General features: G+C 70.2%; 23 protein-coding genes and 5 tRNA genes. 17 read left to right on the top strand and 11 right to left on the bottom strand.

Translation table 11 applies throughout. The annotated features are described in order from the left end of the window. Positions 1 to 21: 21 nt before the first annotated feature. Both AB0G84_RS23725 and AB0G84_RS23720 read left to right on the top strand, forming a co-directional pair. Positions 22 to 735 carry a GntR family transcriptional regulator gene (locus AB0G84_RS23725; protein ID WP_361324081.1) on the top strand — a complete coding sequence of 238 codons (714 nt, stop codon included), beginning with the start codon at positions 22 to 24 and terminating at the stop codon, positions 733 to 735. Between the two features lie 423 nt (positions 736 to 1,158). Further along, positions 1,159 to 1,812, top strand: coding sequence for a DUF4360 domain-containing protein (locus AB0G84_RS23720; RefSeq protein ID WP_361324078.1), 654 nt, complete (start codon positions 1,159 to 1,161; stop codon positions 1,810 to 1,812). A gap of 159 nt (positions 1,813 to 1,971) precedes the next feature. On the opposite strand, the gene AB0G84_RS23715 is transcribed toward AB0G84_RS23720, so the two are convergent. From AB0G84_RS23715 to AB0G84_RS23680, 8 genes are all read right to left on the bottom strand, one after another. Beyond that, the gene (locus AB0G84_RS23715; protein ID WP_073760799.1) at positions 1,972 to 2,550 is read right to left on the bottom strand and encodes an ATP/GTP-binding protein; all 579 of its coding nucleotides are present in this window, start codon (positions 2,548 to 2,550) and stop codon (positions 1,972 to 1,974) included. Beyond that, positions 2,531 to 3,076 (bottom strand): DUF742 domain-containing protein, encoded by a 546-nt coding sequence (locus AB0G84_RS23710; protein ID WP_361324075.1) that lies wholly within the window; start codon positions 3,074 to 3,076, stop codon positions 2,531 to 2,533. The genes AB0G84_RS23715 and AB0G84_RS23710 overlap by 20 nt, the downstream gene beginning before the upstream one ends. 138 nt (positions 3,077 to 3,214) lie before the next feature. Then, positions 3,215 to 3,628 carry a roadblock/LC7 domain-containing protein gene (locus tag AB0G84_RS23705; protein ID WP_030257992.1) on the bottom strand — a complete coding sequence of 138 codons (414 nt, stop codon included), beginning with the start codon at positions 3,626 to 3,628 and terminating at the stop codon, positions 3,215 to 3,217. A 10-nt stretch (positions 3,629 to 3,638) separates the two neighbouring features. Beyond that, positions 3,639 to 6,755: a nitrate- and nitrite sensing domain-containing protein gene (locus AB0G84_RS23700; protein WP_361324072.1), complete on the bottom strand. Its 3,117-nt coding sequence runs from the start codon at positions 6,753 to 6,755 to the stop codon at positions 3,639 to 3,641. Between the two features lie 401 nt (positions 6,756 to 7,156). Continuing rightward, a complete protein-coding gene (locus AB0G84_RS23695) occupies positions 7,157 to 7,750 on the bottom strand; it encodes an ATP/GTP-binding protein (protein WP_361324069.1) in 594 nt (197 codons plus the stop codon). Further along, entirely contained in the window at positions 7,731 to 8,147 is a 417-nt protein-coding gene (locus AB0G84_RS23690; protein ID WP_361324066.1) for a DUF742 domain-containing protein, read from the bottom strand. Before AB0G84_RS23690 ends, AB0G84_RS23695 begins: the two co-directional genes overlap by 20 nt. A gap of 106 nt (positions 8,148 to 8,253) precedes the next feature. After that, positions 8,254 to 8,667: a roadblock/LC7 domain-containing protein gene (locus AB0G84_RS23685; RefSeq protein ID WP_093485348.1), complete on the bottom strand. Its 414-nt coding sequence runs from the start codon at positions 8,665 to 8,667 to the stop codon at positions 8,254 to 8,256. Between the two features lie 9 nt (positions 8,668 to 8,676). Beyond that, positions 8,677 to 12,267 carry a nitrate- and nitrite sensing domain-containing protein gene (locus AB0G84_RS23680; protein WP_361324063.1) on the bottom strand — a complete coding sequence of 1,197 codons (3,591 nt, stop codon included), beginning with the start codon at positions 12,265 to 12,267 and terminating at the stop codon, positions 8,677 to 8,679. Between the two features lie 607 nt (positions 12,268 to 12,874). Between AB0G84_RS23680 and AB0G84_RS23675 the strand changes: the two genes are divergently transcribed. The 9 genes from AB0G84_RS23675 (at position 12,875) to AB0G84_RS23635 (ending at position 16,861) form a co-directional block, all read left to right on the top strand. Beyond that, positions 12,875 to 13,051, top strand: coding sequence for a hypothetical protein (locus AB0G84_RS23675; RefSeq protein ID WP_361324060.1), 177 nt, complete (start codon positions 12,875 to 12,877; stop codon positions 13,049 to 13,051). Positions 13,052 to 13,133: 82 nt separating this feature from the next. Continuing rightward, positions 13,134 to 13,907 carry a fumarylacetoacetate hydrolase family protein gene (locus AB0G84_RS23670; protein ID WP_361324057.1) on the top strand — a complete coding sequence of 258 codons (774 nt, stop codon included), beginning with the start codon at positions 13,134 to 13,136 and terminating at the stop codon, positions 13,905 to 13,907. Continuing rightward, entirely contained in the window at positions 13,900 to 15,381 is a 1,482-nt protein-coding gene (gene gltX / locus AB0G84_RS23665) for a glutamate--tRNA ligase (protein WP_361324055.1), read from the top strand. The genes AB0G84_RS23670 and gltX overlap by 8 nt, the downstream gene beginning before the upstream one ends. A 118-nt stretch (positions 15,382 to 15,499) precedes the next feature. Next, positions 15,500 to 16,270 carry an HAD family hydrolase gene (locus tag AB0G84_RS23660; protein WP_361324053.1) on the top strand — a complete coding sequence of 257 codons (771 nt, stop codon included), beginning with the start codon at positions 15,500 to 15,502 and terminating at the stop codon, positions 16,268 to 16,270. An 87-nt stretch (positions 16,271 to 16,357) separates the two neighbouring features. Continuing rightward, positions 16,358 to 16,429 (top strand) — tRNA-Gln (locus AB0G84_RS23655). A gap of 21 nt (positions 16,430 to 16,450) precedes the next feature. Beyond that, a tRNA-Glu gene (locus tag AB0G84_RS23650) sits at positions 16,451 to 16,523 on the top strand. 62 nt (positions 16,524 to 16,585) lie between these two features. After that, positions 16,586 to 16,658: transfer RNA gene (locus tag AB0G84_RS23645), tRNA-Glu, on the top strand. A gap of 16 nt (positions 16,659 to 16,674) precedes the next feature. Then, positions 16,675 to 16,746 (top strand) — tRNA-Gln (locus AB0G84_RS23640). Between the two features lie 42 nt (positions 16,747 to 16,788). Then, positions 16,789 to 16,861 (top strand) — tRNA-Glu (locus AB0G84_RS23635). Positions 16,862 to 16,904: 43 nt separating this feature from the next. On the opposite strand, the gene AB0G84_RS23630 is transcribed toward AB0G84_RS23635, so the two are convergent. After that, a complete protein-coding gene (locus AB0G84_RS23630) occupies positions 16,905 to 17,552 on the bottom strand; it encodes a MerR family transcriptional regulator (RefSeq protein WP_361324050.1) in 648 nt (215 codons plus the stop codon). A 93-nt stretch (positions 17,553 to 17,645) separates the two neighbouring features. Between AB0G84_RS23630 and AB0G84_RS23625 the strand changes: the two genes are divergently transcribed. After that, entirely contained in the window at positions 17,646 to 18,125 is a 480-nt protein-coding gene (locus AB0G84_RS23625) for a DUF4188 domain-containing protein (protein ID WP_361324047.1), read from the top strand. Between the two features lie 71 nt (positions 18,126 to 18,196). On the opposite strand, the gene ndgR is transcribed toward AB0G84_RS23625, so the two are convergent. Next, the gene (ndgR, locus tag AB0G84_RS23620) at positions 18,197 to 18,913 is read right to left on the bottom strand and encodes an IclR family transcriptional regulator NdgR (protein WP_026169203.1); all 717 of its coding nucleotides are present in this window, start codon (positions 18,911 to 18,913) and stop codon (positions 18,197 to 18,199) included. 174 nt (positions 18,914 to 19,087) lie between these two features. On the opposite strand from ndgR, the gene leuC reads away from it, so the two are divergent. The 5 genes from leuC to AB0G84_RS23595 all read left to right on the top strand — a co-directional run bounded on the left by leuC (position 19,088) and on the right by AB0G84_RS23595 (position 22,645). After that, positions 19,088 to 20,518 (top strand): 3-isopropylmalate dehydratase large subunit, encoded by a 1,431-nt coding sequence (gene leuC, locus AB0G84_RS23615; protein ID WP_361324044.1) that lies wholly within the window; start codon positions 19,088 to 19,090, stop codon positions 20,516 to 20,518. Positions 20,519 to 20,521: 3 nt separating this feature from the next. Continuing rightward, positions 20,522 to 21,115 (top strand): 3-isopropylmalate dehydratase small subunit, encoded by a 594-nt coding sequence (gene leuD / locus AB0G84_RS23610; protein WP_361324041.1) that lies wholly within the window; start codon positions 20,522 to 20,524, stop codon positions 21,113 to 21,115. A gap of 135 nt (positions 21,116 to 21,250) precedes the next feature. Beyond that, a complete protein-coding gene (locus tag AB0G84_RS23605) occupies positions 21,251 to 21,496 on the top strand; it encodes a hypothetical protein (RefSeq protein WP_077193546.1) in 246 nt (81 codons plus the stop codon). A gap of 125 nt (positions 21,497 to 21,621) precedes the next feature. Then, on the top strand, positions 21,622 to 22,281 hold the full coding sequence (locus tag AB0G84_RS23600; protein ID WP_361324038.1) for an HU family DNA-binding protein: 660 nt from the start codon (positions 21,622 to 21,624) through the stop codon (positions 22,279 to 22,281). Positions 22,282 to 22,441: 160 nt separating this feature from the next. After that, the gene (locus AB0G84_RS23595) at positions 22,442 to 22,645 is read left to right on the top strand and encodes a hypothetical protein (protein ID WP_361324036.1); all 204 of its coding nucleotides are present in this window, start codon (positions 22,442 to 22,444) and stop codon (positions 22,643 to 22,645) included. Here the strand turns inward: AB0G84_RS23595 and cofC are convergent. Then, the gene (cofC, locus tag AB0G84_RS23590; RefSeq protein WP_361324033.1) at positions 22,626 to 23,276 is read right to left on the bottom strand and encodes a 2-phospho-L-lactate guanylyltransferase; all 651 of its coding nucleotides are present in this window, start codon (positions 23,274 to 23,276) and stop codon (positions 22,626 to 22,628) included. The two genes, AB0G84_RS23595 and cofC, sit on opposite strands and share 20 nt — an antisense overlap. Positions 23,277 to 23,284 lie beyond the last annotated feature (8 nt).

The raw sequence follows: 23,284 nt of genomic DNA, 5'->3' as shown, positions 1-23,284 counted from the left end.
TCAGATCCCTAGGATGGATACGTGAAGTATCTGCCCGCCATCCTCAGCACGGACCACCCCGGCCTGAGCGCCACCGAGCGCGCATATCTCGCGATCAAGCGGCGGATCATCGAGCTTGACCTGGCACCCGGGGCCCATGTCACCAAGACGGATCTGACGCGGTTGACCGACGCCGGCACCATGCCGGTGAGAGAGGCCCTGACCCGGCTACAGCGCGATGGGCTGGTCGATGCGCTTCCCCGCTCGGGATACCGGATCCTGCCGGTGACCTTGAAGGGGACACGCGATCTGTGCGCCTTCCGCCGGGTTCTGGAGACGGAGGCCGCCGCCATCGCGGCAGAGCGCGGCTGCCCGCAGGATGATCTCGCCCGCATGGAAGAACTCCTCGGCCAGTCCTACGAGCCACGCGATACGGAGAGCATCGAGGCATTCCTCCGCGCCACTCTGGAGTTCGACGCGATCATCGCCGACAACTGCGGCAACGACAGGCTGGCTCGGTCGGTCATCCAGGTCTTCGACGAGCTGGAACGAGTTCTGCGGATCACCTTGGGATCGCTTCCGTTCTCGGCATCCGCCGCGCGGCAACGACGCGCGGTCTGGGAAACGGTCCGCGACCGCGATCCGGTCGCGGCCCGAGCCGCCATGGACAACCGCACGCGAACCTCCCAGCAGCAGATCATCGACGCGCTCACGGCCAGCCCGTCGATCGCCGAGGCCAGCGCCATCTCCCGATGAGACGTCTCCGTTGACTGCGGATCCCCCTTCTTCAGGGAGGGGATTCCCGGCTCAGGCCGCCTCCTGGAGCAGCGCTCCGGGAGGTCTTACGCCCTCGGCACCAGCCGGGGCCCCCGTTTTCGGCAACGGGCCCGGTCACCCGTCACCGAGCCGCCGTCTCCTGGCGCTCCGTCCGGCCCTGGGGGATACGTCCCGGTCGCGGGCGTGCGGTGCGCTCTGCCGCCGTACCAGAGGGATATGACTCTTCGTCGCTTTCGCTGCCGGTGTTCCGATTCGGTAGCCCGCGTCCGAATCAAGGCGTAGGTTCGCCCCAATCATGGGGAGCAGAGCTGTTCAAGGGGAGATCCCCGTGCTGGCATGCGCTCGTCATCCCAACCTGGTGTTCCCGCGCCGCGGGCCTAGGACGACCGGAAGGACGAGCCCATGCTCAGCACGCTCAGTGCTGGTGCCGCAGTGGCATCCTTGCTCCTCGGATCGGCATCCCCCACCACGCCGGCACGCTTCGGTGACGAACCGCCCACCGGAAAGATCACCATCACCGTCGCCACGGTGAACGGGTCGGGCTGCAGACCCGGCAGCGCCGCGGTGGCCATCGCCCCCGACAACACCGCCTTCACCGTGACCTACAGCGAGTACCTCGCCCAGGCCGGCGGCTCCAGCCAGCCCACCGACGCCCGCAAGAACTGCCAGATCGCGCTCAACGTCCACGTCCCCCAGGGCTTCACCTATGCGATCGCCCGGGCCGACTACCGCGGCTACGCCTCGCTGGCCCAGGGCGCCAAGGGACTGGAGCAGGCGAACTACTACTTCCAGGGCCAGCAGCAGACGGCCCGCAAGAGCCACACCTTCACCGGCCCCTACGAGAACAACTGGCAGACCTCGGACGAGACCGACATCGACGCCCTGGTCTACGCGCCCTGCGGCGAGGAGCGCTACTTCAACATCAACACCGAGCTGAGGGTGGACGGCAAGTCGGCCAGCCCCAGAGCCACCAGCTACATGGCCATGGACTCCACCGACGGCAGCATCAACACCATGTACCACTTCGCATGGAAGCAGTGCCCGGCGCGGAAGTGAGGCCCACGGGCCGTCCAGGGGCCCGTACGCCGGTGCGTACGGGCCCGCCGCGGGCGCGGTGCGGGCGGTTGGCCGCGCACGACGAAGGCCCCCGACCAAAAGAGGTGGGGGGCCTTTCGTCGAACGGCGCGTGCGGGCACGGGAGGCCCGACGCGACGCCTAGCGCAGGCGGGCCATCAGCGCGTGCTCGACGAGCGTGATGAGCGCGCTCTTGGCCTCGCTGCGGTGCCGTGCATCGGTGATGATGATCGGCGCGTCCGGGCCGATCTGCAGCGCCTCACGCACCTCGTCGGGCGTGTAGGGCTGGTGTCCGTCGAAGCCGTTGAGGGCGATGACGAACGGCAGGCCGCTGTTCTCGAAGTAGTCGACCGCGGGGAAGCAGTCGGCGAGGCGGCGGGTGTCCACCAGGACTACCGCCCCGATGGCACCACGGACCAGGTCGTCCCACATGAACCAGAAGCGGTCCTGACCGGGCGTACCGAACAGGTACAGGATCAGGTCCTGGTCCAGGGTGATGCGGCCGAAGTCCATTGCGACCGTCGTGGTCGTCTTGTCCGGCGCGTGCGTGAGGTCGTCGATCCCCGCCGAGGCGGAGGTCATCACGGCTTCGGTACGCAGCGGATTGATCTCTGAGACGGCCCCGACGAACGTGGTCTTGCCCACGCCGAAGCCGCCCGCCACCACGATCTTCGCGGAGGTGGTGGAGCGGGCTGCACCGCTAGAGCTTGCGAAGTCCACTGAGCACCCTTTCGAGCAGTGTCACATCTGGCTGTCCGCCGGCGGTCTCGTCCCCGCCGGGCTGATGGATGGCGACGAGTCCGGCCTCCGCCAGGTCGGCGACGAGGATCCGGGCGACGCCGAGGGGGATGGAGAGAAGCGCGGAGATCTCGGCCACTGACTTGATCTCACGGCAGAGGTGGCAGATGCGCTGGTGCTCCGGCAGCTGGCCCTGCAGCTTCGCCGGGTCGGCGGTCGTGCTGACCAGTGCCTCGATGGCGAGCTGGTAGCGCGGCCGGGTCCGGCCTCCGGTCATGGCGTACGGGCGCACGAGCGGGTTGTTCGCACCCGTGGGGGCGGGCTCGGGCGCCTTCCGCGGCGGCTGCACCGGTTGGATGCGGGGCGCTGCGGGCTCGTCGTACACCGACGGCTCGTACGGCTGGGAGTCGTACGGCCGGTGCTGCTGCCGGTGTGGTGGCTGCGGCGGCTGCTGCCGGCGGCTCGGCGCAGACGGGAAGTTGAAGCGGTTGTGATGGGTCTCGCCCACAGGTCCGGACTCCTGTCCGGAACCGTACGGGTATCCGCTCGGGGGCGTTGCCACGTCTCCTCCTCCAACTTGCCTGTCTGACGCCGGTCGCGCCACCGAACCTTAAGGCCCGGTGGCGGGAAACGCACTGCCTGTCTGTTAGTTGAGAAGGCTGCCCTGCAGTTCTGCGCGCAGGTCCGGCGTCAGGACGCTACCCGCACGGTCGACCAGCAGGGCCATCTCGTAACCGACGAGGCCGATGTCGCACTCGGGGTGCGCGAGCACGGCCAGTGACGATCCGTCCGAGACGGACATGATGAAGAGGAAGCCGCGCTCCATCTCCACCACGGTCTGGTTGACGCTCCCGCCCTCGAAGATGCGGGAGGCGCCGGAGGTCAGCGAGGTGAGCCCGGAGGCCACCGCCGCCAACTGATCGGCTCTGTCACGAGGGAAACCCTCGGACATGGCAAGGAGCAGCCCGTCCGCGGAGACCACGACCGTGTGGGACACCCCGGGGGTGTTGTCCACGAAGTTGGTGATCAACCAGTTCAGATTCTGCGCCGCCTGGCTCATCGGGCTCACACTAACGCTCCTGATCGTAGGTGCTGCCGGGGCCGAAGCCCTGTTGGTCATTCTGGGGGACCCCGGAAGGGTCCGTGCCGACGCTGCGTCCCTGCTGGACTCCGCGGCGCAGATTGCTCAGCCTGCCGCGGACGTCCTCCGGGGCGCGGGAGACCTGGGGGCCGCCCTGCGGGGTCTGCTCCGCGGCGCCCTCGACCAGGTTGGCCTTGGGCACCCGCCGAGGGAGGCCGGAGGACGTGACCCCGCCCGCCTTCGGCTCGCGCAGCCGCTCCGCCCGCTCCCAGCGCTGGTCATTGGAGCTGCGCCAGTCGGAGCCGTCCTGGCCGGTCTCCGGCGTGCCCCGCTGCTGCTGAACCTGCGGTGCCTGCTGGTCGCGGCCTCCGCGGCGCGGAAGGCCGGAGTCCGTCAGCGAGGGGACATCGCCAGGTGTGGGGCCCGGACGCTCGAATGGTACGCGTTCGGACGCGTCAGCGGGAGCGGCAGTTGCATTCCGGTCAGATTCCGCTTCGGTCCCGAAGTAGCCGTCGAACGCAGGGTGTTCGGCCCATTCGTCCGGCTGTGTCTGATCTTGCGGGACGTAGGGGTGCTGGCCGGTGGTCTCCGACGGATACCCGGCACCGAAGGCCTGGCCGCCGTATGACCGGTCGTCGTAGAGCGGCTGATCGGCTTCCGGATATCCCTGGGAACCGGAGTTCTGGGTGGGGAAGTCCTGGTAGCCGGTGGCGGACGGCTCCTGCTCGCGGAAGAGCGGGCTGCCCACGCCCGGACCGATGCCGGGCCGGCCGTCGGGCTCCTGCTCGCCGGTCGTCTGGGCCTCCAGGGCAGCGCGGCGCTCCTCGCGCACCAGCGAGCGGCCGACCATGTCCAGGTCCGCGCCGTCGTTGCGGGCGTAGCGGCTGTCGTCGAAGCCCAGCTCGGCGGCGGTGCGCTGGTGGCTCTCCGGGAGGCCGTGCTGGGGCTCGGGGACGATCCGGGAGACCGTGAAGTCGTCCTCGAACTGCTCCTCGCCGCCACCACCGTGGGTGATCGCCTCGGGCAGCATGACCAGCGATGTGGTGCCGGCCTGCTCACCGGACGGGCGCAGCTGCACCCGGATGCCGTGCCGGTCGGCCAGCCGGCCGACCACGAACAGGCCCATGCGCTGGGAGACCGCGGCGTCCACGCTCGGCGGGTTCGCCAGCTTGTGGTTGATGTCCGCGAAGTCCTCGGGGGTCAGCCCGATGCCCTTGTCGTGGATCTCGATCATGACGCGGCCGTCGGGCAGCCGGGTCGCGGTCACCCGCACCTTGGTCTGCGGCGAGGAGAACGTGGTGGCGTTCTCCAGCAGCTCGGACAGCAGGTGGACGAGGTCGGTCACGGCGGTGCCGTGGATCTCGCTCTCCGGCACGCCGCTGAGCTCGATGCGCTCGTACGACTCCACCTCGGAGGTCGCCGCCCGCAGGACGTCGACCAGCGGCACCGGCTGGTTCCAGCGGCGGCCCGGCTCCTCGCCGGCGAGGATGAGGAGGTTCTCGCCGTTGCGGCGCATGCGCGTGGCGAGGTGGTCCAGGCGGAAGAGGTTCTCCAGCTGGTCCGGGTCCGCCTCGTTGTTCTCCAGGTCGGTGATCAGCTCCAGCTGGCGCTCGATCAGGCCCTGGTTACGGCTGGAGAGGTTGGTGAAGATCGCGTTGACGTTGCCCCGCAGCAGCGCCTGCTCGGCGGCGAGCCGGACGGCCTCGCGGTGGACCTGGTCGAAGGCCCGGGCGACCTCGCCGATCTCGTCGGTGGTGGTGAGCGGGATGGGCGTCACGCGGGTGTCGACCCGGCCCGGGTCGGTCCGGGAGAGCTGGTCGACCAGCATCGGCAGCCGCTGCTCGGCCACGCCGAAGGCGGCGTTGCGCAGCTGGCGCATGTTGCGGCTCATCCGGCGGGCCATCATGCCGGCCACGACGAACGCGATGATCAGGGCGGCCAGCACGATGCCGGAGTCGACGAAGGTGGACTGGCGGGCGTCGTCGGCGATCGCCGCCGCCTCGTTCACGGCCTTGTCCGACAGGTCCTTCTCGATGGACCGGTACATGTTGAACTTGCCGGTTGCGGCAGCGAAGTAGCTGTCGGAGGTGACGCCCCGCAGGCTCAGCGTCTCGGGCGCCGCGCCGCTGGCGATGGCGGCCGACATCGCGTCGATCGACGGCGGGGTGCGGAACGGCCGACCGGCGGCCTGCGCCTGCTGCTTGGCCTGTGCGACCTTCTGCTGTGCGGCCTGCTTGAGCGCCGCGCCGTCGTTCTTCAGCCGGTCGACGTCCTCGGGCGTACCGCCGGAGGTGTACTCGCCGATGGCGATGCCCTCCAGGTAGCGGTACGACGCGAAGGCGGTCAGCTGCAGCTTGTGCTCCCTGCCGCCCCGCGGGGACGCCGGGTCGACCAGCAGGTGGGTGCCGATGGAGCGCTCCAGCGACTCCGCGGCCTTGGACAGCGCGATCGCGTAGACCGTGCGGCCGTAGGAGGTGATGTTGCCGGTGCCCAGGCCGAGTTCGTTGGCGAACTCCATCAGCGGGTGCTGGACCTCGACGTAGCCCTCCTCGGTCTGCACACCGTGCAGCTTCGAGGTGTAGGCGGCCTGGCGCAGCTGGGCCAGCTTGGGCTCGGTCTTCTCGAACGAGGCGAGTCGGCGCTTGAGGCCCGGCTTGTCCGGCATGGACTTGGCGGCCTGGTGGAACTTCTCGGCGGCGGCGTCCGTGGCGTTGCGCGCCTGCTGTACGGCCGGGTCGTCCTTCTTGCCCTGGAGGAGCGGCGCTGCGGTGCGGTCACGCTCGTCGATCAGGGCGTTGCTATAGGAAAGCGCGGCGCGTACGAGCTTCGCGGTGTTCTCCGCGTCCTGGGCTTCCTGCCAGGTGGCGAAAGAGCTGTCCACCCGCAGTCCGCCGAAGACCAGCGCGACCAGCACGGGGATCAGCAGAATGGCATTCAGTCGGGTGGCCACCCGCCAGTTGCGCGGGCTGTACTTACCACCACTGACCGGAGGCTTCGCGACCGTATTTTCGGGCGCGTCGGAAGCCGGTACGCCACCTCTGGGTGGCGGGGTGAAGTTGCCCCGCCGCGGTTCCTGCGGCTCGGGGCTCGCCTTGCTTCGCCTCACTCGACCAACAACCTCTCGGCGCCGGCACTACCTGCTGTGCCGTTTCTTCTGGGCGTTCCTACTCCGGAGTTCAGCGAATTTCAGCACGTCAGGGCGGTGCGTTCCAAACAATGGACAAAGCAGGAACGGGCGCGAAAGCGCCTTAGATAAAAGGGGCGTTAGGGGCGAGAGGCGCCAAAAGACAGGCGGCCCGTGAGCGCAGCGAAGCCGGGCATGCGCACGGGGTGTCGAAACCGCGCTGATTCACTGTCGAAACGTTATGAAGCAAAATTGTGGGCGTGTCGAAGGACACAGATCCATTCGGGGATGCCGGGAACCGGCCCCGGGCAGGAGGGCACGCCGCATGGCGGACAACTTCCGTACGGCCCCCGCCGGATGACGCGGCGGGGCCGTCGGCGCTCCTACTGCAGGCGGGCCATCAGCGCGTGCTCGACGAGCGTGATGAGCGCGCTCTTGGCCTCGCTGCGGTGCCGTGCATCGGTGGTGATGATCGGAGTCCCGGGACCGATCTGCAGGGCCTCCCGCACCTCGTCCGGCGTGTAGGGCTGGTGCCCCTCGAAGCCGTTGAGGGCGATCACGAACGGCAGGCCGCTGTTCTCGAAGTAGTCGACCGCGGGGAAACAGTCGGACAGGCGGCGGGTGTCCACCAGGACCACCGCGCCGATCGCGCCCCGCACCAGGTCGTCCCACATGAACCAGAAGCGGTCCTGACCGGGCGTACCGAACAGGTACAGGATCAGGTCCTGGTCCAGGGTGATGCGGCCGAAGTCCATTGCCACGGTGGTCGTGGTCTTGTCCTGGACGTGGCTGAGGTCGTCGATCCCCGCCGAGGCGGAGGTCATCACGGCCTCGGTACGCAGCGGATTGATCTCCGAGACCGCGCCGACGAAGGTGGTCTTGCCCACACCGAAGCCGCCCGCCACCACGATCTTGGCGGACGTGGTGGCGCGGGCGGTACCCCCGTCGACGCCGCTGTCAGAGCTTGCGAAGTCCACTGAGCACCCTCTCGAGCAAGGTCACGTCCGGCGTGCCGCCGGCCTCGCCGCTACCGCCGGGCTGGTGGATCGCCACCATCCCGGCCTCTGCCAGGTCCGCGACCAGAATGCGCGCCACGCCCAGCGGGATGTGCAGCAGCGCGGAGACCTCGGCGACCGACTTCACTTCGCGGCACAGGTGGCAGATCCGCTGGTGCTCGGGCAGCAGCCCGGGCAGCTGGGCGGGGTCGGCGGTCGTGCTGACCAGTGCCTCGATGGCGAGCTGGTAGCGCGGCCGGGTCCGGCCGCCCGTCATGGCGTACGGGCGTACCAGCGGCTGGTCACCTTCGTTCTCGCTCCCGTACGGCGCTTGGCTGTAGGCGCCGTACGGGCCGGAAGTGGCAGGTGGCGGGGTCATGGGTCCTCCGGACGGGACAGCCGGGCTGTCGTCGGTTTGGGCCGGTGGGGGGTGGCGGCAGACGAATGGGTGGGGTGGTGCCGAGCGGTGGGGCGCTGCGGACACCTCAGTGCAGCAGGCTGCCCTGCAACTCGGCGCGCAGGTCCGGCGTGAGCACCGTTCCCGCGCGGTCGACCAGCAGGGCCATCTCGTAGCCCACGAGGCCGATGTCGCACTCGGGGTGCGCGAGGACGGCCAGTGACGATCCGTCCGAGACGGACATGATGAAGAGGAAGCCGCGCTCCATCTCCACCACGGTCTGGTTGACGCTCCCGCCCTCGAAGATGCGGGAGGCGCCGGAGGTCAGCGAGGTGAGCCCGGAGGCCACCGCCGCCAACTGATCGGCACGGTCGCGCGGGAAACCCTCGGACATCGCGAGGAGCAGCCCGTCCGCGGAGACCACCACCGTGTGCGACACCCCGGGGGTGTTGTCCACGAAGTTGGTGATCAACCAGTTCAGATTCTGCGCCGCCTGGCTCATCGGACTCAACTAACGCTCCTGCTGGTGACTGGGGTCGACGATGCCGTGGGTGCCGGTGGACGACCCCCCGGCCTCACGGCCCTGCTGGATACCCCGGCGGAGGTTGGTCAGCCGCCCGCGCACATCGCTGGGCGCGCGCGAGACCTGCGGACCGCTCTGCTGGGGCTGCTGCTGCGCGGTGCCCGCGACGAGGTTCGCGCGCGGGACCCGGCGGGGCAGACCGGAGGTGGTGACACCGCCGGAGGCCGGCTGGCGGATCTGCTCCGCCTGTCGCCAGGTCTCGTCGTTCGGCGAGCTGCGCCACTGCCCGGTGTCGGCCTGCGCGTCGTTGCGCACGCCGCCCGCCGGGGCGTCACCGCCGCCGTCCGCCGCCGCGCCGCGGCGCGGCAGCGGCGAGGCCTCGGCCGCACCCTGGTCCTCCCGCTGCGGCACGCCGGCGGCGGCCGCCGCCGGTGTGTTGAACCAGTCGGACTCGATGGTGTCGAAGATCGGCGTACGGCCGTCCCCGGGGCCGGCGTCCGCGCTGCCGAGCACATCGCCGGGCGCACCGCCGTCCTGCTGCTGCGGCACCGGGAACTGGCCGGTGGCCTGGGCCTCGTCCGGGTACCCGGAGGCCTGCCGCGGGAACTGCCGGGTGTCGAGCTGCCCGGTCTCGTACGGGTCAACCTCGGCGGCCGGCTGCGGGAACCGGTCCGTCTCGTACTGGCCGGTGTCGTAGGGGTCGGGGGCGCTGTCCTGCCGGGACGGACGGCCGGCCCCGTCGGGGCCCTTGGCGTACCCGGTGGGCCCGGTGGCCGGCCGGCCGCCCTGCGGGCCGTCCGCGCCGGGCGGCGGGCCGTTGAAGTCGGGGCGGGCGAACGCCGCGGTATCGCCGGGGCCGCCGCCGGGCGCGGGCCGCTCGAAGCTGCCGGTGCTCTCCGGCTCCTCGTGGCCGCGCGGCCGGTCCTGCGCCTCGCGGGGCGCCAGCGGCCAGTCGTCGGCGCCGCCGCGCTCACGGCGCGCACCCCAGCTCGTACCGCCCTGCTGGCCGGCCTGGTTGCTGCCCTGGTTGCCGGGGCCGCCCTGGCCGCCACGGCCGCCCGCCGGCGCACCGCCGGGCAGTTCGGCCGCGGCGCTGCGCGGCGGCAGCTGCGGACGCTCCTCGCGGCGCGGGGCGCCGGTCGGCGGCGCCACGGTGGGCGCCGGGCCGGTGTCCGCACCACGGGTGGGCAGCGAGGGACGCGGGCCACCGGGCTGGCCGGCCGCCGGGGCGCCGGGGGCGCCGGCACCGGGAGGCGCGGTGCGGCCGGCGGGCGCCTGGGAGCCGTAGGCGCCCGGTGCGCCACCGCCCGGGCCACCGCGGCCCGGCAGTGCGGGGCGTCCGGCCGCCGGGCCGGACCCGACCTGGCCGCGCGGCTGGAGGCCGGCGAGCCGGCTGGAGTGCGCGCCGCCGACGTCGCCGGCACCGCCCTTGGCGTTGCTCGGCGCGGGCTTCTTGCCGCCCTGGGCGACGTCGACCGGGAGCATGACCAGCGCGGTGGTGCCGCCGGAGTCGGAGGGACGCAGCTGGATGCGGATGCCGTGCCGCAGGGACAGCCGGCCGACCACGAACAGACCCATCCGCCGGGACACCGAGACGTCCACGGTCGGCGGGCTGGCCAGCCGCTCGTTGATCGCCGACAGGTCCTCGGGCGACAGGCCGATGCCGGTGTCGTGGATCTCGACCAGCACCCGGCCGTCGGGCAGCGCGTGACCAGTGACCTTGACCTTGGTCTGCGGGGAGGAGAACGAGGTGGCGTTCTCCAGCAGCTCGGCGAGCAGGTGCACGAGGTCGTTGACGACCCGGCCCGCGACCTCGGTCTGCGGTACGGCGTTGAGCTCGATCCGCTCGTACTGCTCCACCTCGGAGGCCGCGGCGCGCAGGACGTCGACCAGCGGCACCGGCCGCGTCCACCGGCGTCCCGGCTCCTCGCCCGCGAGGACCAGGAGGTTCTCGCCGTTACGGCGCATACGGGTGGCGAGGTGGTCGAGCTTGAAGAGCGAGGACAGCTGGTCCGGGTCGGCCTCGCGGGACTCCAGTTCGGAGATCAGCGAGAGCTGACGCTGGATCAGACCCTGGGAGCGGCGCGAGAGGTTGGTGAACATCGCGTTGACGTTGCCCCGCAGCAGCGCCTGCTCGGAGGCGAGGCGGACCGCCTCGCGGTGCACGTCGTCGAACGCCGAGGCCACCCGGCCGATCTCGTCCCGGCTGTGCACACCGACCGATTCGACGGAGGTGTCCACGTCCTGGGGGTCGGACTCGGACAGCTGCTTGACCAGCTCGGGCAGCCGGTCCTGGGCGACCCGCTGGGCGGTGTCCTGCAGCCGCCGCAGCGAGCGGACCATGGACCGCGCCACGACGAACGCGCCGACCAGCGAGACGCCGAGGACGAGCAGGATCACTGCACCGTTGATGATCGCGTCCTGCGTGGCGTCGTTGCGCAGCTCGCGGGACTTCTGCTCCATCTCGGACAGCAGCGTGGTCTCGATGCGCGACATCTCGTCGATCTTGACGGTGTCGGAGTCGTACCAGTCGAGGTACCGGTAGTCCTGGCTGCGGATGCCGGTGCCGCTGGCGAAGGCACGGTGGGCGAAGGCGACCGCGGCCTTGATCTCGTCGTTGTTGCCGTCCAGGCCGCGGGTGAGCGCGCCGGCATTGTTGGCGTAGATCTGCTGGAAGCGGTCGCGGGCCGCCTTCTCGCTGTCCTCTGCGTTACGGCCGGCCTGCCGGTCGTTGGCGGACAGCTGGGGGCCGCCGGAGTGCGCCAGGCCGGCACTGACCAGGGCGCGCTGGATCGACGCGTACTCCTTGGCCGACGAGAACGCCGCCAGCGCACGGGTGGAGCGGATCATCTCCGGGCTGCTGGTCGCCTGCGCCATGTCCTGGGAGAGCGACAGCAGGGAGTTGACCAGCTGGTTGTAGGCCGTGACGGTACGCGAGGCGTTGTCCTCGTCCTTGTACGCGTTGGCCCGGATCTCGTTGAGGCCGTTGAGCTGGCGGCTGATCTCGATGACGGTCGCCCGGACGCCCGCCAGGGTGGCGTCCTGACCCCGGATGTCGTCGGTCGCCTGGTTGAACTTCAGCTTGGCGTGGTCGGTCGCCTCCCGCGGCGCCACCACGTTCGCGTCGTCCTTGACGTTGCCGCTGCCGGCCAACGGGCCGGCCGACTTGTCCCGCTCCACCTGCAGCGCGTCGGCGAGCTCGGTCGCCGTCCGGGTCATCTCGGTGAGCAGCTGCATCTTGTCGAGCTGGTCGATGTTCTCCAGCTGCGTGGCGATACGCATACCGCCCAGCGTGGTCGCGGCGACCACGGGGAGGGCGAGCAGGGAGACCAGTCGGGTGCTGATCCGCCAGTTGCGCAGAGCTATTCGCGACCCGGGTCCGGTGGGGCCCTTCGTCGACGGGGACGCGGTGCTCTCCTTGGCGTCACCGCCCGACGCCTGGCCGCTCTGCTTGGACGGCGTCAGGCCGCCCGTGGAGCCGTTGTTGCGGTCGCGCTGGGGCGAGGAGGCGCGGTCGGTCCCGCCGCGCAGCTCCGGGTCCGCCGCAGCGCTGCCATCCCTCTTGAAACGTCCCTGCACTAGCGTCGCAACCTCTGGACCAGGCGTCCCACCTCGGCGGGACGGTGTCGAGTCGATGGGGAACCGCGAAGTCCCCCCATGGCGGTCGTGAATGACCGGCGGGCTGCCCTCTCTGGCCGAGAGAGCCGCACCGCCGCGCGGCGCTACCTCGCGCCCTGCGCGCCGGTCGAAACGTGCGGCGGTCCGTGGAATTCCAGCACAGTGGAGGATCTCCAACAAGAGCGGAGCCGCCCGCTGTGACATGGGTGACGCAATGTACGGACCGCGTCACGACTTGTACAAGCTGCCCCAGTAAAAAGGGGACTTTTACCCGCGAACCGATCGCCTCCCTCGGCTGTCCCAGGTGCGGTGATCGGGAGCGGAACGTGCGCTTCAATCCTTCATTGTCCGATTCGCCCTGGGATGTTGATCATGGATTATGCGGCATTTGTCACACACTTCGTGAGCAAACTCACAGGGAGATCGTTGAGTTCCCCACCGCTTCGCAGGGAATAGCGCGCATAGCCTGACGCTTTACATGGCTGCCGGATATGACAAGGCAGCGTTCCGCAACGGCTTTTGCCGTCCCAGCTTTTGACTCGCGAGGCATACAGCAGTGAAGACGACGATGTTCCGCAACATAGCCAACCCGCGGCGCACCACCCTGGCCCACCTCGCGGACGCCGACGCGCTCGGCGCCGCGGCACTGGAGGCGCCGGAGCACTCCGTCGACCTGCCCACCCAGACGGCCAACCCGCGCCGCACCGTCCTGATGGACGCGCCGGCGCAGCACGTCCCGGCGTAATCACGCAGCGGAGCGGCCGGGCCCCCGCGATAGCCTGGAGTGTCAACTCCGGTCAATGATCAATGAGGGGCAGCGGCAACCCGTGCGCATCGCCAGATTCTCCATCGACGGCACCGTCGGCTTCGGCGTCCTCGAAGGCGACGAACTCGACGTCATCAAGGGGCATCCCTTCGCGGAATTCGAGCGCTCGGGCCAAAAGGTGCCCCTCGCCAAGGTGCGGTTGCTGCCGCCCGTCCTGCCCAACAAGGTCGTGGCGGTCGGCCGCAACTACGCCGACCACGCCGCCGAGCTGGGCAACGCCGTCCCGGACGTGCCGGTCACCTTCTTCAAGCCCTCCACCTCGGTGATCGGCCCCGGTGACCCCATCGCCTACCCCTCCTTCTCCCAGGAGGTGCACCACGAGGCGGAGCTCGCCGTGGTCATCGGGCGGATGTGCCGTGAGGTGCCCCGCGAGCGCGCCAAGGACGTCATCCTCGGCTACACCTGCGCCAACGACGTCACTGCGCGGGACGTCCAGCAGCGGGAGAAGCAGTGGGCGCGGGCCAAGGGCTTCGACAGCTCCTGCCCGCTCGGCCCCTGGGTCGAGACCGGCCTGGACCTCGCCGACATCGCCCGGGGCCTGGCCGTCCAGTGCACCGTCAACGGCGAGCAGCGCCAGCTCGGCCGGACCAGCGACATGGTCCGCCCGGTGGAGGACCTGATCGTCCACATCACCGAGGCGATGACCCTGCTCCCGGGCGACGTCATCCTCACGGGCACCCCGGCCGGAGTCGGCCCCCTCAACGTCGGCGACGAGGTCGCCGTCACCATCGAAGGCATCGGCACTCTCACCAACAAGGTGATCAAGCGTGGCTAACGCGACCCCCGTCCGCGTACGTTTCTGTCCCTCCCCGACCGGTAACCCCCATGTCGGCCTGATCCGCACCGCCCTGTTCAACTGGGCCTACGCCCGGCACAACAAGGGCACCCTGGTCTTCCGCATCGAGGACACCGACGCGGCCCGCGACTCCGAGGAGTCGTACAACCAGCTGCTGGAGTCCTTCCACTGGCTCGGTTTCGACTGGGACGAGGGCCCCGAGGTCGGCGGCCCGCACGCGCCGTACCGCCAGTCGCAGCGGATGGACGTCTACAAGGACATCGCCGACAAGCTGCTCGCCGGCGGCTACGCCTACCCCTGCTACTGCACCACCGAGGAGCTGGACGCCCGCCGCGAGGCCGCCCGCGAGGCCGGCCGGCCCTCCGGCTACGACGGCGCCTGCCGCGAGCTGACCGCCGAGCAGAAGGCCGCCTACGAGGCCGAGGGCCGCAGCCACATCATCCGTTTCCGGATGCCCGACGAGGCGATCACCTTCACCGACCTGGTGCGCGGCGAGATCACCTACCTCCCGGAGAACGTCACCGACTACGGCATCGTCCGGGCCAACGGCGCTCCGCTCTACACGCTCGTCAACCCCGTCGACGACGCCCTGATGGAGATCACCCACGTCCTGCGCGGCGAGGACCTGCTCTCCTCCACCCCCCGCCAGATCGCCCTCTACAAGGCGCTGATCGAGCTGGGCGTGGCCAAGGCCGTCCCGCACTTCGGCCACCTGCCGTACGTCATGGGCGAGGGCAACAAGAAGCTCTCCAAGCGTGACCCGCAGGCGAACCTGAACCTCTACCGCGAGCGCGGCTTCCTCCCCGCCGGCCTGCTCAACTACCTGGCCCTGCTCGGCTGGTCGCTCTCGGCGGACGAGGACGTCTTCACCGTCGACGAGCTGATCGAGCACTTCGACCTCGCCAAGGTCAAGGGCAACCCGGCCCGCTTCGACCTGAAGAAGGCCGAGGCGATCAACGCCGACCACATCCGGCGGCTGGACCCGGCGGACTTCGCCGCCGCCTGCGCGCCCTGGCTGCAGGCCCCCTTCGCGCCCTGGGCCCCCCAGGACTTCGACGAGGCCGCCTGGCACGCGATCGCCCCGCACGCCCAGAGCCGACTCACGGTCCTGTCGGACATCACTGCCAACGTCGACTTCCTCTTCCTCAAGGAGCCGGTGGAGGACGAGGCCTCCTGGCAGAAGGCCATGAAGGGCGACCCGGTGGCGCTGCTCACCACCGCCCGCGCCACGCTCGACGCCGCCGACTGGAACGCCGGCCCCGAGCCCCTCAAGGAGGCCGTCCTGGCCGCCGGTGAGGAGCACGGCCTCAAGCTCGGCAAGGCCCAGGCCCCGGTCCGCGTGGCCGTCACCGGCCGCACCGTCGGCCTGCCGCTCTTCGAGTCCCTGGAGATCCTGGGCAAGGAGCGCACCCTCGCCCGCATCGACGCGGCGCTGGCCAAGCTGGCCGGCTGACCCGCACGCCAGCGCAGGGCCCGGAAGCCGTCACGGTTTCCGGGCCCTGCGCCGTTCCCCGCCCGGACGCCTGCGCGAGCGGGCACAATGGCCGCACGGAGACCGAGGAGGGGTGGCCGTGGAGAACGCCGAGCCACTGCCGGGTGCGGGTGCCGACCGGGGCGGGCCGCTCCGCGCCGTCCTGTGGGACGTCGACGACACCCTCTTTGACTACACCGGATCGGACCGGGTCGGTGCGCTGCGGCACCTCCACACCGAGGGGCTGGTGGCCGCCTACGGCGGGGAGGAGGCGGCGCTGGCGCGCTGGCGCAGCGCCATGGAGACCGAGTTCGCCCGATTCCTCGCCGGCGAGGTCGGATTCCTCGACCACCGCAGGGAGCGCGCGCGGACCTTCCTGGGCCTCCCGCTGAGCGACGAGGAGGCCGACGCCTGGTTCGGCCGGTACATCGCGCACTACGAGGCCTCCTGGGTGCTCTTCCCGGATTCGCTGCCCGCCCTGGAGGCGCTGGCACCGCTGGTCCGTCAGGCGGTGCTCTCCAACTCCTCCACCGCCGTCCAGGAGCGCAAGCTCGCCCGCCTGGGGATCCGCGCCCACTTCGAGAGCGTGCTGTGCGCCGATGAGCTGGGGCACGCCAAGCCCGCACCGGAGGCCTTCACGGGCGCCTGCCGGGCCCTGGGGCTCGCCCCCGACGAGGTCGCCTATGTGGGGGACCGGCTCGACATCGACGCCCTGGGGGCCCGGGACGCGGGACTCGCCGCCGTATGGCTGGACCGGACGGACACCGGGGAGCAGCCGCCGCCGGGTGTGCGGCGGATCGCCGGGCTGGCGGAGCTTCCCGAGCTGGTGCGCGGGGTTATCGGTTTTGGAGCCCCGTCCACGATCAGGTAATGTTCTTCCTGCGCCGCCCGAGAGGGCCGAAAGGCCCGGCCGGGAAGCGCAGATCAAATCGGCCCCCGGCAGGGGGTTGCACTTTGATGGCCTATGGTGTAATTGGCAGCACGACTGATTCTGGTTCAGTTAGTCTAGGTTCGAGTCCTGGTAGGCCAGCTCGCAGAGCTCATCTGCAAAGCCCCCGTTGTGTAGCGGCCTAGCACGCCGCCCTCTCAAGGCGGTAGCGCCGGTTCGAATCCGGTCGGGGGTACAGATCCTTCCCGCGGGAACAGACCGGGTCGCACCCACTGTTCTCGATGCAGGATCGCTAGGGCCCCCGTTGTGTAGCGGCCTAGCACGCCGCCCTCTCAAGGCGGTAGCGCCGGTTCGAATCCGGTCGGGGGTACTGGTCTAAACCACCATGGGCTATGGTGTAATTGGCAGCACGAGTGATTCTGGTTCATTTAGTCTAGGTTCGAGTCCTGGTAGCCCAGCAGAGCATGTCCTTGGCGACAGGCTCAACTGCAGGAAAACTTGCCCCCGTTGTGTAGCGGCCTAGCACGCCGCCCTCTCAAGGCGGTAGCGCCGGTTCGAATCCGGTCGGGGGTACGCAACGGAAAGGCCCCTCGCTTCGGCGGGGGGCCTTTCCGCGTCAAGTGCCGGTTCCATAGCGCCGGTTGGACTCCTCCGCTTCCGCCAGCCGACGCAGGCTCAGCAGCACCGGTTCGTAGAGCACGGTCAGCGCCACCGCCGCCTCCACCTGCTCCGTCGGGGTCCGGTACTCCTCGACCAGGTCCAGGTCGGACACCGCGAGTTCGGCCGCCCGGCGGGCGTACGGCAGCAGGTGGGGGAGGTCGCATGCGTAGCCGAGGCGGTGCAGGGCCGCGAGGGCGGCGACCAGCATCCCGAAGGCCGGCGAGCGGTCCGCGTATGCCAGGTTGAAGCGCCAGTCCACCTCTTCCAGCAGGGCGACGGCAGTGCGTCGTGCGACGTCGGTGGCCGCGTCGCGCTCGTCGGGGGCCGGGCCGTGCGGCAGCGCCTCGATGGCCGTGCCGAGGCGGGAGAGGTGGTCGCGGGAGTCGTCCTCGACGGCGGCGACCACCTCACGGGCGGCGCTCACCGGTATCCGGCCGATCTGGATCAGGGCCCGCACCAGCCGCAGCCGTCGCAGGTGCTCCTCGCCGTACTCGGACTGGGTGGCGGTGACCGATCGGCCCGGCGGCAGCAGCCGCTCGCGCAGGTAGTACTTGATCGTGGCGGTGGACACCCCGCTGCGCTCGCTCAGCTCTGCCAGTCGCATGACCTGTTGCGCCCTTCGTTGGAGAGTGGGACTATCCAAATATAGATAGCTTCACTATCCAATGTCGACCAGCGCATGACGAAGGGGGCTGTCATGAGTGGGAAGCCGGTGCCGGGGCGGATGACGGCGGACGGTACGGAGGAGGTGGTGGTCTTCCTCATCGGGATGCGGATCAACAGCTGGCGCGCGGTGCGCAGTTGGCTCCCGATGATCGGGGCGATGACGCGCATGATCAGGGAGCTGGCGCAGGAACGGGAACGGGGGATGCTCGGCTACCGCGTCCTGCCGGGGCTGCGGAACGTCACCGTCCTGCAGTACTGGGCGTCGAAGGACAAGCTACTGGCCTACGCGGGCGACCAGAGCGGTGCGCACCGGCCGGCCTGGGCGGCGTTCAACCGCCGGGCGCGGGCGGGGCACGGCAGGGTCGGCATCTGGCACGAGACCTTTGTGGTCCCGGCGGGTGCGTACGAGAGCATCTACGCGAACATGCCGGAGTTCGGGCTGGGGGCGGCCCTGGGGATGGTGCCGGTCGGTCGGCGCGGTGAGCGGGCGGCCGACCGGCTCGCGGCCTGAGGTACGCGCTATCCGGGCACGGTGGTGCCCCGGCTCCGCGCGGGCGCTCCGTGCGGGGTCGGGCGCTGCCGTCAGCCGGTGCGGCGCAGGCCCTCGGAGAGGCGGGCGGCCGCGTCGATGACCGCCTGGGCGTGCATCCGGCCGGGGTGCCGGGTCAGTCGTTCGATCGGGCCGGAGACCGAGACGGCGGCCACCACGCGGTTGGAGGGGCCGCGCACCGGGGCGGAGACCGAGGCCACGCCCGGCTCCCGCTCGCCGATCGACTGCGCCCAGCCGCGCCGCCGTACGCCGGACAGGGCGGTGGCTGTGAAGCGCGCGCCCTGTAGACCGCGGTGCAGCCGCTCGGGCTCCTCCCAGGCCATCAGGATCTGGGCGGCCGAGCCGGCCTTCATGGGGAGCGTGGAGCCGACCGGGACGGTGTCCCGCAGTCCGGACAGCCGTTCCGCTGCCGCCACACAGATCCGCATGTCGCCCTGCCGGCGATAGAGCTGCGCGCTCTCGCCGGTCACATCCCGTAGGTGGGTGAGCACCGGTCCCGCGGTGGCCAGCAGGCGGTCCTCGCCGGCCGCCGCGGCCAGCTCGGAGAGCCGAGGCCCCAGGATGAACCGGCCCTGCATGTCCCTCGCCACCATCCGGTGGTGTTCCAGGGCCACGGCCAGCCGGTGGGCCGTGGGCCGTGCGAGCCCGGTCGCCGCGACCAGCCCGGCGAGGGTGGCCGGACCGGACTCCAGGGCACTCAGAACCAGAGCTGCCTTGTCGAGAACGCCGACGCCACTAGAGTTGTCCATGCAACGATACTCGCGTCTCACAGTGTGAAACGCAAGTTCAATTTTCCAGGGAAGTCGTCAGTCTGTAGAGGTGGCCCTCGAAAAGGGCCCGGCGTAAGGCCCGGCAGGGGGAGTTCTGCGGGCATCGCGCATGGACGAGCAAGGCCGGCACTGTGGCCGGCCGGAGGGAAAGCGATGGGACGGACACTCGCGGAGAAGGTCTGGGACGACCACGTCGTCCGGCGCGCGGAAGGCGAGCCCGACCTCCTCTTCATCGATCTGCACCTGCTGCACGAGGTCACCAGCCCGCAGGCGTTCGACGGCCTCCGCAAGGCCGGCCGCCAGGTGCGCCGTACGGACCTGACCATCGCCACCGAGGACCACAACACCCCGACCCTCGACATCGACAAGCCGATCGCCGACCCGGTCTCCCGCACCCAGCTGGAGACGCTGCGCAAGAACTGTGCCGAGTTCGGCGTCCGGCTGCACCCGCTGGGCGATGTCGAGCAGGGCGTTGTCCACGTGGTGGGACCGCAGTTGGGACTGACCCAGCCCGGCACCACCGTGGTCTGCGGTGACAGCCACACCTCCACCCACGGCGCCTTCGGCGCGCTCGCCTTCGGCATCGGCACCAGCCAGGTCGAGCACGTCCTGGCTACCCAGACGCTGCCGCTGGCCCCCTTCAAGACCATGGCGATCACTGTCGACGGTGAGCTGCCCGAGGGCGTCACCGCCAAGGACCTGATCCTGGCGATCATCGCCAAGATCGGCACCGGCGGCGGCCAGGGCTATGTCCTGGAGTACCGCGGCTCGGCCATCGAGAAGCTGTCGATGGAAGCCCGGATGACCATCTGCAACATGTCGATCGAGGCGGGTGCCCGGGCCGGCATGATCGCCCCCGACCAGACCACCTTCGACTACCTCCAGGGCCGCGACCACGCCCCCAAGGGTGAGGACTGGGACGCCGCGGTGGCGTATTGGAAGACGCTGCGCACCGACGACGACGCGGTCTTCGACGCGGAGGTGCGCATCGACGCCTCGTCGCTGGCGCCGTTCGTCACCTGGGGCACCAACCCCGGCCAGGGCGCGCCGCTTTCGGCGAACGTCCCCGACCCTGCTTCGTACGAGGACGCCTCGGAGCGGCACGCCGCCGAAAAGGCCCTGGAGTACATGGGGTTGACGGCGGGTCAGCCGCTTCGGGAGATCGGCGTGGACACCGTCTTCGTAGGTTCGTGCACCAACGGGCGCATCGAGGACCTGCGCTCCGCGGCCGCGGTCCTGGAGGGGCGCAAGGTCGCCGACGGCGTGCGGATGCTGATCGTGCCCGGTTCGGTCCGGGTCTCGCTGGAGGCCGTGGCCGAGGGCCTGGACAAGGTCTTCACCGCGGCGGGCGCCGAATGGCGGCACGCCGGTTGCTCGATGTGCCTGGGTATGAACCCCGACCAGCTGGCGCCCGGTGAGCGCTCGGCGTCCACCTCCAACCGCAACTTCGAGGGTCGTCAGGGCAAGGGGGGCCGTACGCACCTCGTCTCGCCGCAGGTCGCCGCCGCAACGGCGGTTCTCGGCCATCTGGCCTCACCGGCCGATCTGTCCGCTGCCGACGTCGCCACGCCCGCGGGAGTCTGAACCATGGAAGCTTTCACCACCCACACCGGCCGGGCCGTCCCGCTGCGCCGCAGCAATGTCGACACCGACCAGATCATCCCGGCCCACTGGCTGAAGAAGGTCACCCGCGACGGCTTCGAGGACGGGCTCTTCGAGGCCTGGCGCAGGGACCCGGAGTTCGTCCTCAATCAGCCGCAGTACGACGGCGCCACGGTGCTGGTCGCCGGCCCGGACTTCGGCACCGGATCCTCGCGTGAGCACGCCGTCTGGGCGCTGCAGAACTACGGCTTCAAGGCCGTCATCTCCTCGCGGTTCGCCGACATCTTCCGGGGCAACTCCCTCAAGAACGGCCTGCTGACGGTGGTCCTGCCGCAGGAGACCGTGGACCGGCTGCAGCAGCTGGTGGAGGCCGACCCGGCCGCCGAGGTGACCGTCGACCTGGTCGGCCGGCAGGTCCGCGCGGAAGGCATCTCGGCCGACTTCGAGCTGGACGAGAACGCGCGTTGGCGACTGCTGGAGGGGCTGGACGACATCAGCCTCACCCTTCGGGAGGAGTCGTCAATCGTCACGTACGAGGCGAATCGCCCCTCGTTCAAGCCGCGGACGATCGAGGTCTGACCTCGGGTTTTTGGCTCAAAGAGTTATTGCGTACGATGCGCCCCCTGTGCAGTTGGCAGGGGGCGCTTCCGCTTGTCGAGGCTGCTGTTGAGGCCCCGTGAAGCGACAACTCGCCGCAGATGGCACAATTAGCGCATGGAACGCGACGACCAACTCGAGCTCTACGGTCTCGTCGCCGACCGGCTCAAGGACGCACACGCAAGAGTGCGGACACTGCAAGTCCCGGAGGGCGTACGGATGGCGCTGACCCGGAAGCTGCTCGTCATCACGGCCGCGGCTAAACACGATCTTGCGGACGCGGCAAGGCGTCTGGAGTGGTTCATGGAAGACCTCGACGAAGGTCGTTATCCCGAAGATGTGCACGCCGACGGAAGTCCGTGAAGGTCGAGTTCGTTGCGGCACAAGGGTGATTAGCCCGTTTCGTGTTTGATTTGCGGTATATATCTGCCTAACGTGCGAAAAAGCTTGGAAACTTTCGTTCCAGCAATGTCTCCGAAGGGGAAGACGTGAACAAGGCGCAGCTCGTAGAAGCCATTGCCGACAAGCTCGGCGGCCGCCAGAACGCCGCGGACGCGGTCGACGCCGTACTGGACGCAATCGTCCGTGCCGTGGTCTCCGGTGACCGCGTTTCGGTCACCGGATTCGGCTCGTTCGAGAAGGTCGACCGTCCCGCCCGCTACGCCCGCAACCCGCAGACCGGTGAGCGGGTGCGGGTCAAGAAGACCTCGGTGCCGCGCTTCCGCGCCGGTCAGGGCTTCAAGGACCTGGTGAGCGGCTCGAAGAAGCTCCCCAAGGGCGGCGAGGTCTCCGTCAAGAAGGCCCCCAAGGGCAGCCTCACCGGCGGCGCCGCCATCAAGAAGGCCGCCGCGAAGAAGGCCACCGCCAAGAAGGCCGCCGCGAAGAAGGCGGCTCCGGCGAAGAAGGCGGCGGCGAAGAAGGCCACCGCCGCGAAGAAGGTCACCGCCAAGAAGACCGCGGCGAAGAAGGCCACCGCCGCGAAGAAGGCCACCGCCAAGAAGGCGGCGCCGGCGAAGAAGGCAGCCGCGAAGAAGGCGACGGCGAAGAAGACCGCCCCGGCGAAGAAGGCCACCGCCAAGAAGGCCCCGGCCAAGAAGGCCACCGCCCGTAAGACCACCGCGAAGAAGACCACCGCGCGCAAGCGGTGACGAACTGCAGCGGCGACGCCATGCGTCGGGCCGGTCTCCCTCCGGGGAGCCCGGCCCGCGGTGCGTCCGGCCCGCGGTGCGTCCGGCCGCCCGCCGGCGTGGGTCCCGCCCTGCGGACGGCCCGCCGGAGTCGCGGAGGGTCTCGTCTAGGCTCTCTGCCATGCAGGCCACCGCGTACACCTTCGACTCCGAGACCCGTTCCGGCAGCGTGCTGCTGGACGACGGCACCCCGCTGCCCTTCGACGCGGCGGCCTTCGACGCCGGCGGTCTGCTGCTGCTGCGGCCCGGTCAGCGGGTCCGCATCGAGGTCACCGGCGAGGGCGAGGGCCGGCACATCGGCCTGATCACGCTCCAGACGCTGTGACCTGCGGCGGCAGCCGCGGGGCCTGGAGCGCCGTGTGCGGCCCCACGCCCAGCGCCAGCGCCGCCCGCAGGTCCTCCCCGGTGTCCACGTCCCGGCGCACCGACGACACCTGCGGCCCGGTGATCTCCCGCGCGCCGGACGCCAGGTGACGGGCCCGCGACGCCCCACCGAATGCCGGTTCCAATTCCGCGCCGGAAGTCGCGGTCAGAAGTGTTGTCCCGATATCCGCCGCATCTGCGAGAAATGCGCGGGGAAATAGCGAAGCGGAATGGAGCACCAGTTCCAGTTCGGCAGGGCGCAGTGCGGGAAGGTCGGCGTTCAGCGCGGCGACCGACGCGCCCGGGCGACGCGCCCGGACGACCGCCGCGCCGTGGGTCAGGGCGGCGTTGAGCCCGGCGCCCGGTGTGTCGGGCACGATGCGCGCCCCCAGGGCCGCCAGGCGCTCCCCGGCCAGTCGGTCATCCGTGACAACCACCACATCCTGCACGTTTTCGCAGGCCAGCGCCGCTGTCACGGTATCCAGGGCGAAGGCGAGCGCCAGCCGGGGTCGGAACTCCTCACCGGCGGCCTGCGAAAGCCTGCTCTTGGCCCGCACCAGCGGTTTCAGCGGCACCACCAGGCTCCAGCCCACATCCCCTC

Source organism: Streptomyces sp. NPDC020742 (assembly GCF_040641675.1).
Classification (GTDB): domain Bacteria; phylum Actinomycetota; class Actinomycetes; order Streptomycetales; family Streptomycetaceae; genus Streptomyces.
This window is presented reverse-complemented; position numbering and strand designations above follow the sequence as displayed.

What these genes read in the sequence shown, in the direction of transcription:
- AB0G84_RS23630 (WP_361324050.1), bottom strand. Translation starts at nt 17,552, where the DNA reads ATGCGACTGGCAGAGCTGAGCGAGCGCAGCGGGGTGTCCACCGCCACG.
- AB0G84_RS23720 (WP_361324078.1), top strand. Translation starts at nt 1,159, where the DNA reads ATGCTCAGCACGCTCAGTGCTGGTGCCGCAGTGGCATCCTTGCTCCTC.
- AB0G84_RS23675 (WP_361324060.1), top strand. Translation starts at nt 12,875, where the DNA reads ATGTTCCGCAACATAGCCAACCCGCGGCGCACCACCCTGGCCCACCTC.
- AB0G84_RS23690 (WP_361324066.1), bottom strand. Translation starts at nt 8,147, where the DNA reads ATGACCCCGCCACCTGCCACTTCCGGCCCGTACGGCGCCTACAGCCAA.
- AB0G84_RS23625 (WP_361324047.1), top strand. Translation starts at nt 17,646, where the DNA reads ATGAGTGGGAAGCCGGTGCCGGGGCGGATGACGGCGGACGGTACGGAG.
- AB0G84_RS23705 (WP_030257992.1), bottom strand. Translation starts at nt 3,628, where the DNA reads ATGAGCCAGGCGGCGCAGAATCTGAACTGGTTGATCACCAACTTCGTG.
- AB0G84_RS23595 (WP_361324036.1), top strand. Translation starts at nt 22,442, where the DNA reads ATGCAGGCCACCGCGTACACCTTCGACTCCGAGACCCGTTCCGGCAGC.
- leuD (WP_361324041.1), top strand. Translation starts at nt 20,522, where the DNA reads ATGGAAGCTTTCACCACCCACACCGGCCGGGCCGTCCCGCTGCGCCGC.
- leuC (WP_361324044.1), top strand. Translation starts at nt 19,088, where the DNA reads ATGGGACGGACACTCGCGGAGAAGGTCTGGGACGACCACGTCGTCCGG.
- ndgR (WP_026169203.1), bottom strand. Translation starts at nt 18,913, where the DNA reads ATGGACAACTCTAGTGGCGTCGGCGTTCTCGACAAGGCAGCTCTGGTT.
- AB0G84_RS23685 (WP_093485348.1), bottom strand. Translation starts at nt 8,667, where the DNA reads ATGAGCCAGGCGGCGCAGAATCTGAACTGGTTGATCACCAACTTCGTG.
- AB0G84_RS23605 (WP_077193546.1), top strand. Translation starts at nt 21,251, where the DNA reads ATGGAACGCGACGACCAACTCGAGCTCTACGGTCTCGTCGCCGACCGG.